This is a genomic window from Cyanobium sp. LEGE 06143, from assembly GCF_015207535.1.
Taxonomy (GTDB): Bacteria; Cyanobacteriota; Cyanobacteriia; order PCC-6307; family Cyanobiaceae; genus NIES-981.
In genome coordinates, this window is record NZ_JADEWP010000132.1 from 1 (window position 1) to 7,187 (window position 7,187).

Below are 7,187 nucleotides of genomic sequence, written 5' to 3' on the forward strand. Positions count from 1 at the left end.
CCTCCCCCCCGGTTGGGGGAGGGCTATGCCCTGGTGGCCAATCCGTGGCCAGCCGCTGAGCTGCTCAACAGTCTGCTGGTGGCCTCGGGTGAGGCAGCGCGGTCGGCCGAGCGCTGGCAGCGGGTGCTGGAGCGGAGCCTGTGGCACCTGGGTGTCACCGACCCGAGCGGCAGCCTGGTGGGCTTCGTGCGGGTCACCAGTGACCTGGCCCTCAATGCCAACCTCTGGGACCTGTGCTGCGCCCCTGCCGATCCCGAGCGCGACAGGGTGCTGCGGGCGCTGGTGCAGGCCTCCCTGGGCCGGCTGCGGCGGGAGCTCTCAGGCTGCAGCGTGTCGCTGTCGGCTCCACCTGAGGCCATCAAGGCGTTGCAAGGCCTGGGCTTCATCGTGGATCCAGGCGGCATCCGCGCCATGGGCCTGCATCTCTGAGGCCCGCAGAGCAAAAAAAACCCTCCGACCAGGGCCGAAGGGGAACAGACAGCGGCTGAGCGCAACGAGCATGGAGGGACTCGAACCCCCGACATTCAGAACCGGAATCTGACGCTCTATCCAACTGAGCTACATGCCCAAGCTGCGCCCGTGAGAGGGTGGCTGGCCGCTTGGCTGGCCATGGTGATGGCCGTCTCCGCAGCGGCCTTAGCTTAGCCGCTGGCCGCCACCAGACCCATCAGGCTGGATCGCCTCGAGCTGCTGCAGTTCCGCAACATCGCTCGGCTGGACCTGGGCCTGGAGGCCCCTCGCCTGCTGGTGCTCGGTCCCAATGGCGAGGGCAAGTCGAACCTGCTGGAGGCGGTGGAGCTACTCGGCTCGCTGCGCTCCCACCGCACCGGCTCCGACCGGGACCTGATCCAGCAGGGATGCAGCGGGGCCCGTATCCAGGGCCTCACCACCAGCGGCGATCTGCTGCAGCTCGACCTGCGCCGCAGCGGCGGGCGGCAGGCACGCCGCAACGGCAAGGCTCTGGAGCGGCAGCACGACCTGCACGGCTCACTGCGCTGCGTGAGCTTCAGCGCCCTCGACATGGAGCTCGTGCGGGGAGAGCCTGCCGGAAGGCGCCAATGGCTCGACCGGGTGGTGCTGCAGCTGGAGCCCCTCTATGCCGAGCTGCTCAGCCGCTATGGCCGCCTGATGCGGCAACGCAGCCAGCTGCTGCGGCGGGGCCTGGGCGGCCACGAGCAGGCGGCGCTGCTGGACGCCTTCGACCAGCAGATGGCCCTGGTGGGCACGCGCCTGCACCGCCGGCGGCACCGGGCCCTGCGCCGGCTGGAACCCCTGGCCAGCCGTTGGCAACAGCGCCTCAGCGGCGGTCGCGATGCCCTCACGATCAGCTACCGCAGCGGCACCAAGCTGGAAGGCGAGGAGGCGGAGGAGCCCTGGCGCGCCGCCCTGGCGGCCCAGCTGGTCGCCCAGCGCAGCGAGGAGTTGCGGCTAGGCCAGTGCGGGGTCGGCCCCCACCGCGATGAAGTCGCCTTTGGGCTGGCTGGCCAGCCAGCGCGTCGCTATGGATCGGCGGGGCAGCAGCGCACGCTGGTGCTGGCCCTCAAGCTGGCTGAGCTGGAGCTGGTCCACAGCGTGGTCGGCGAACCACCCCTGCTCCTGCTCGACGACGTGCTGGCCGAACTGGATCCCAACCGCCAGCAGTGGCTGCTCGAGGCCGTGGGCGAGGGGCACCAGTGTCTGGTGAGCGCCACCCACCTGGGGGCCTTTGGTGCTGGCTGGCAGCGGCAGAGCCAGATCGTGCAGCTGCAGGGCGGCGCCGTGGTCGAGGCGAGCTGAGCCCAGGTCCGAGAAGCCTTGCTCTCGCTGGACAGTCGGCGTCACGTAAGGTTGCCTTCCACCTTGATCAGATTCGATGATCCAGACCCTGCCTTGCCTCCATCCCCACCCCGGATGGAACGCAGCCCAAGCCGCAGCACATGCCGCCGCCCAAGCCTCCAGCCAGCCTGCTCCGATCACCGACACCGTCGGAAAACACTGCATTCTCGAGCTCTATGGGTGCGATCACGCCCGGCTCGACGACGAAGCCTTTCTCAGGGACACCATCACCGCCGCAGCGAAACGGGCTGGTGCCACCCTTCTGAACCTGATCACCCACCGCTTCGAGCCCCAGGGCGTCACCGGACTGGCCCTTCTGGCCGAATCGCACATCTCCATCCACACCTGGCCGGAATCCGGCTACGCCGCCGTGGATGTGTTCACCTGCGGCGACCACACCATGCCCGAGCGGGCCTGCGCCGTGCTCGCCGAGGAACTCGCCGCCGCCGATCACAAGCTCACCAGCTTCCGGCGAGAAACCCCCGGCGCCATCCAGGTCAGCAGCCGTCTGCCGGCTGAGGCGGCCTGAGCGGTGCGAGGCCGCGATTGAGCTTGCCGCTCACCAGGCCCTCCAGATCCACCGCCACAGCGGTGAAGCCGAGGGCCTGAAACGCCTCCACCAGCTGCCGGCGGCGGGAACCATCCCGCCACTGCTCCAGGGCAGCCGTGAGTTCCGACTCCGGCAATTCGATGCGGGCCGTCTCCCCCTGGCAGCGCACCCGCAGCCGGGGCCAACCCCGTTCCAGCAACCAGGCCTCGGCGGCCGCCACCTGGTGCAGCCGGGCCGCCGTGATCGCCTCGCCATAGGGGAAGCGGGAGGCCAGGCAGGGCTGGGCAGGCTTGTCCCACCAGGGCAGACCCAGGGCCCTGGAGATCTGACGCACCCCGGCCTTGTCGATGCCGACTTCGGCCAGGGGTGAGCGCACCCCGTGCTCCCGCGCAGCGCGGATGCCGGGGCGGTGGTCGCCGAGATCGTCGTGGTTGACGCCGTCGAGCACCGCCGCATCGCCGGCCGCCGCCGCCACCGGCGCCAGCAGCCGGTGCAATTCACGCTTGCAGGCGTAGCAGCGCTCAACCGGGTTCGAGCTGTAGGCCGGGTCGGCCAGTTCGGCGGTGGCAATCTCCCGGTGGGCGATGCCCAGCCAGCGGGCCTGGGCGGCGGCTTCCTGGCGCAGGTGGGGAGCGAGGGCCGGCGACACGCCGGTGATCGCCAGCGCCGCGCTGCCGCATTGCTCCACCGCGAGGCAGGCCACCAGGGCGCTGTCCACCCCGCCGGAGTAGGCCACCACCACCTGGGGCAGGGCCGCCATGGCCTGCCGCAACGCCTCCAGACCTTCCTCGAGGCTGGGGGGCAGGCGCTCCAGGAGGGTGAACGTCAAGGCAGCAAGAGCAGGGGCCGGCGGCCGGGGTTCGATCCTGGCAGCTGCGGCCGACGGCTGGCCGCCAAACAGGCCGGTTGTGGTGGGTAGCATCGGGCGCGCAGCACGGCAGCGATGAGTCCGAGCACCACCGAGCCGTCAGGCCTGGGCCAGGGCAGCCCTGGCGGTGGATCAGGCCGAGCCAGTGCCTCGGGGATCGGCATCCGCACCGCCTCAGGCCGCGATGAACGCACCCATGGCCAGCTGCACGTCTATGACGGCGATGGCAAAGGCAAGAGCCAGGCCGCCCTGGGGGTGGTGCTGCGCACCATCGGCCTGGGCATCTGCGAGCAGAAGCGCACCCGGGTGCTGCTGCTGCGCTTCCTCAAGGGCCCGGGCCGGGCCTACGACGAGGATGCCGCCATTGAGGCCCTGCAACAGGGCTTTCCCCATCTGATCGACCAGGTGCGCACCGGCCGGGGCGACTTCTTCAGCGCCGAGCAGGCCACCCGCTTCGACCGGCAGGAAGCACAGCGTGGCTGGGACATCGCCAAGGGCGCCATCGCCAGCAACCTCTACTCCGTGGTGGTGCTCGACGAGCTCAACCCCGTGCTCGACCTGGGCCTGCTGGATCGGGAGGAGATCTGCCGCAGCCTCGCGGCCAAGCCCGATGGCATGGAGGTGATCTGCACTGGCCGCGGCGCCCCGCCCCAACTGGTGCAGCTGGCTGATCTGCATTCCGAGATGCGGGCCCATCGCCGCCATGGTGACGCCGCCACCGCCGCCGCCGGCCTCGACGGCATCGAGATCTACACCGGCGAGGGCAAGGGCAAGAGCACCAGCGCGCTGGGCAAGGCCCTGCAGGCGATCGGGCGGGGCATCAGCCAGGACAAGAGCCACCGGGTGCTGATCCTGCAGTGGCTCAAGGGCGGCAGGGGATACACGGAAGACGCGGCGATCGCCGCCCTGCGCGAGAGCTATCCCCATCTGGTGGATCACCTGCGCTCGGGCCGCGATGCGATCGTGTGGCGCGGCCAGCAGCAGCCCATCGACTACGTGGAGGCCGAGAGGGCCTGGGAGATCGCCAGGGCCGCCATCTCCAGCGGCCTCTACAAGACGGTGATCCTCGATGAGATCAACCCCACCGTGGATCTGGAGCTGTTGCCCCAGGAGCCGATCGTGCAGACCCTGCTGCGCAAGCCAGCCGAAACCGAGGTGATTCTCACCGGCCGCTGCCGCAACCTACCCGCCTACTTCGACCTCGCCACCGTGCACTCCGAGATGGTGTGCCACAAGCACTACGCCGAGCGCGGCGTGGATCTCAAACGGGGGGTGGATTACTGAGCCCGAAGGCTCAGCGGCGCCTCGGCTCAGTAGCGCTGCACCGAGGGATCCACCTCCTGGCTCCAGGCGTCGATGCCGCCATTCACATTCACCCCCTCGATGCCGTGGCGGCCGAGGGCGATCAGGGCCTTGGCACTGCGGCCGCCCAGCTTGCAGTGCACGTAGAGCTTCCTGCCTTCAGCCAGCTGGCGCACCTGCTCAATCGCCGCGCCACTCTCAATGTGATCAAGGGGCACCAGCACGGCCCCGGGAATCACGGCGATGTCCGCCTCCTGGGGATTGCGCACATCCAGCAGCAGGATGTCTTCAAGCTCACCATCGATCACGGTCTTGAGCTCCGCCACCGTGATGCTGGGCACACTGCCGGCCTCCTCCTGGCCCGGAGCCGTGCCGCCCACGCCGCAGAACTCCTGGTAGTCGATCAGCTTGTCGATCACCGGGCGCTCGGGGTTGGGGCGCAGCTTCAGCTCCCTGAACTTCATGCCCAGGGCATCGAACAGCAGCAGGCGGCCGCTGAGGGTGGTGCCCAGGCCGGTGATGATCTTCACCGCCTCGGTGGCCTGGATCACGCCGATGATGCCGGGCAGCACACCCACCACCCCGCCTTCGGCGCAGGAGGGCACCATCCCCGGCGGCGGCGGCTCGGGGAAGAGGTCGCGGTAGTTGGGGCTTTCGGCATCCAGGTTGAACACCGTGGCCTGGCCCTCGAAGCGGAAGATCGAGCCGTAGACATTGGGCTTGCCCAGCAGCACGCAGGCGTCGTTCACCAGGTAGCGGGTGGGGAAGTTGTCGGTGCCGTCGCAGACCAGGTCGTAGGGCTCGATGATCGCCAGGGCGTTCTCGCTGCTGAGGGCCGTCTCGTAGAGATCCACCTGGCAGTGCGGGTTGATCTCAAGGATGCGGGCCCTGGCCGACTCGATCTTGGGCTTGCCCACCCAGCTGGTGCCGTGGATCACCTGGCGCTGCAGGTTGGAGTGGTCCACCACGTCGAAATCGACGATGCCGATCCGGCCCACCCCGGCCGCAGCCAGGTAGAGCAGCAGGGGCGAGCCCAGGCCACCGGTGCCCACGCAGAGCACGGAGGAGGCCTTGAGACGCTTCTGGCCCTCCATGCCCACCTCCGGCAGGATCAGGTGGCGCGAAAAGCGCACAACCTCATCGGGGCTGAGCTGGACTCCAGTGGTGTCGGGGGGGAGCATCGGCGGCGAGGGGCCCGGGCCACACAGCCACGGACCAGGTCAATGCTCCATTCTCCACGGCAGCGGCCTGGGCAGGGTGTTCCCCTCCTCCAGCCACCAGGCCAGCGCCTCGCCCTGGCGCCCCAGAATCACCATCAGGGCTGGCGCGCAGGTGAGGGCCAGGTCGGTGGGGGAGGGCTCTGCGGCAGTTTCCGGGTGGCTGTGGGCAGCGCCCAGCACCTGCAGGCCCCGCTGCCGCGCCCAGCGCTGGGCCACCAGTTGCTCCCTCGGATCAATGGCGAAACGGCGTTGCCGCTCCCCAGGCGGCGACCACACATTCAGGCAGGGCCAGAGCCGCTGCAGCTGCCAGAGCTGGTCAAGGCCGCGGCCCCGGCGTGTGCCCAGCAACAGGCAGCAGCCCTCTTCGGGCGCAGCGGAGCGCAAGATGGCGCCCAGGGCGGTGAGCAAGCCGGGATCAACGCCCAGGCCGGTTGGCGCGTTGGAGGTCACCCCGATACCTTATGGATCACTGTGATCCGGAGCCCGGCCCAGGCCATGAGCGACACCCCTACCCCCACGGTTGAAACCGAGCCCATGGCCGATGCTGATCCCACGCCGACCCCTGAAGCCTCTGCTGGCGAAGGCATCGACACCGCCGCGTTCAAGGAACGCTACAAGGAGGTTCTCGGCAGCATCAACCAGACCCTGGGCCAGATCGACTGGAGCCAGATGGGCCGGATCGGCAAGGCCGGCGGCATTCTGCTCGTGGTGATCATCGCCCAGATCCTGATCAAGGGCGTGCTCGACACCGTCAACCTGCTGCCCCTCGTGCCCGGCCTGCTGGAGCTGCTCGGCCTGGTGGTGGTGGGCCAGTGGGGCTGGAAGAACCTCACCACCAGCGAAAAGCGCAGCGCCGTGGTCAACAAGCTGCAGACACTCCGCAACGAGTATCTGACCTGACGGACTCCTGGCCAGCCCCCTGCCTTCAGGGGGTGTCCAGCAGGCTGAGCATCGACGCTTCGGCCTGGCGGCGGTAGCCACCGCCGAACAGGTTGGCGTGGTTGAGCAGGTGATAGAGGTTGTAGAGCTCCACACGGCCAGGCGCCCCGCTGGGCAGGGGCCAGGTGGCTTGATAGGCCGCAAAAAAGCTGGCGGGGAAGCCTCCGAACAACTGCGCCATGGCCAGATCCACTTCCCGGTCGCCCCAGTAGGCCGCAGGGTCGAACAGGGCCGCACCGCCGCCGCGGAGCAGCCCGGCATTGCCGCTCCAGAGGTCGCCGTGCACGAGCACCGCTTCCGGCTCATGGGAGGCAAGCCGCTCCTGAGCCCGCTCCAGAACGGCGTCCGCGCTGGCAAAGGCCTCACCCCGCGCCGCCGCCATGGCCAGCTGGGGCTTCAGCCGACGCTGCACGAAGAAGCTGGCCCAACGGGGGAGCCAGCCATTGGCCTGGGGAGCTGAGCCGATGAAGTTGTCGGTCTCGAAGCCATAGCC

Annotated in this window: 9 protein-coding genes and 1 tRNA gene; 5 read left to right on the forward strand and 5 right to left on the reverse strand. The window is 69.3% G+C overall.

Annotation, left to right across the window (positions count from 1 at the left end; genetic code table 11):
• The coding region (locus IQ216_RS09790) for an N-acetyltransferase (RefSeq protein WP_228007362.1) at positions 1–429 on the forward strand (429 nt) is incomplete at its 5' end.
• 65 nt (positions 430–494) lie between these two features.
• On the opposite strand, the gene IQ216_RS09795 is transcribed toward IQ216_RS09790, so the two are convergent.
• A tRNA-Arg gene (locus IQ216_RS09795) sits at positions 495–568 on the reverse strand.
• Positions 569–666: 98 nt separating this feature from the next.
• On the opposite strand from IQ216_RS09795, the gene recF reads away from it, so the two are divergent.
• Together recF and speD are read left to right on the forward strand one after the other, a co-directional pair.
• A complete protein-coding gene (gene recF / locus IQ216_RS09800) occupies positions 667–1,776 on the forward strand; it encodes a DNA replication/repair protein RecF (RefSeq protein ID WP_193815333.1) in 1,110 nt (369 codons plus the stop codon).
• A 76-nt stretch (positions 1,777–1,852) separates the two neighbouring features.
• Positions 1,853–2,344 (forward strand): adenosylmethionine decarboxylase, encoded by a 492-nt coding sequence (speD, locus tag IQ216_RS09805; protein ID WP_193815326.1) that lies wholly within the window; start codon positions 1,853–1,855, stop codon positions 2,342–2,344.
• Here speD and larE read toward each other — a convergent pair.
• Complete coding sequence (larE, locus tag IQ216_RS09810) at positions 2,313–3,194, reverse strand: ATP-dependent sacrificial sulfur transferase LarE (RefSeq protein ID WP_228007363.1); 882 nt, start codon at positions 3,192–3,194, stop codon at positions 2,313–2,315. The two genes, speD and larE, sit on opposite strands and share 32 nt — an antisense overlap.
• A 114-nt stretch (positions 3,195–3,308) precedes the next feature.
• On the opposite strand from larE, the gene IQ216_RS09815 reads away from it, so the two are divergent.
• On the forward strand, positions 3,309–4,517 hold the full coding sequence (locus IQ216_RS09815) for a cob(I)yrinic acid a,c-diamide adenosyltransferase (protein ID WP_193815328.1): 1,209 nt from the start codon (positions 3,309–3,311) through the stop codon (positions 4,515–4,517).
• 26 nt (positions 4,518–4,543) lie between these two features.
• Here IQ216_RS09815 and moeB read toward each other — a convergent pair whose 3' ends face one another.
• Both moeB and IQ216_RS09825 read right to left on the reverse strand, forming a co-directional pair.
• Positions 4,544–5,716: a molybdopterin-synthase adenylyltransferase MoeB gene (moeB, locus tag IQ216_RS09820; protein ID WP_193815329.1), complete on the reverse strand. Its 1,173-nt coding sequence runs from the start codon at positions 5,714–5,716 to the stop codon at positions 4,544–4,546.
• A 39-nt stretch (positions 5,717–5,755) separates the two neighbouring features.
• A complete protein-coding gene (locus tag IQ216_RS09825; protein ID WP_370566694.1) occupies positions 5,756–6,205 on the reverse strand; it encodes a M67 family metallopeptidase in 450 nt (149 codons plus the stop codon).
• Positions 6,206–6,250: 45 nt separating this feature from the next.
• Between IQ216_RS09825 and IQ216_RS09830 the strand changes: the two genes are divergently transcribed.
• Positions 6,251–6,655 carry a CAAD domain-containing protein gene (locus tag IQ216_RS09830; RefSeq protein WP_193815330.1) on the forward strand — a complete coding sequence of 135 codons (405 nt, stop codon included), beginning with the start codon at positions 6,251–6,253 and terminating at the stop codon, positions 6,653–6,655.
• Positions 6,656–6,680: 25 nt separating this feature from the next.
• Here IQ216_RS09830 and IQ216_RS09835 read toward each other — a convergent pair.
• A partial coding sequence (locus IQ216_RS09835; protein ID WP_193815331.1) for a fructosamine kinase family protein occupies positions 6,681–7,187 on the reverse strand: 507 nt, incomplete at its 5' end.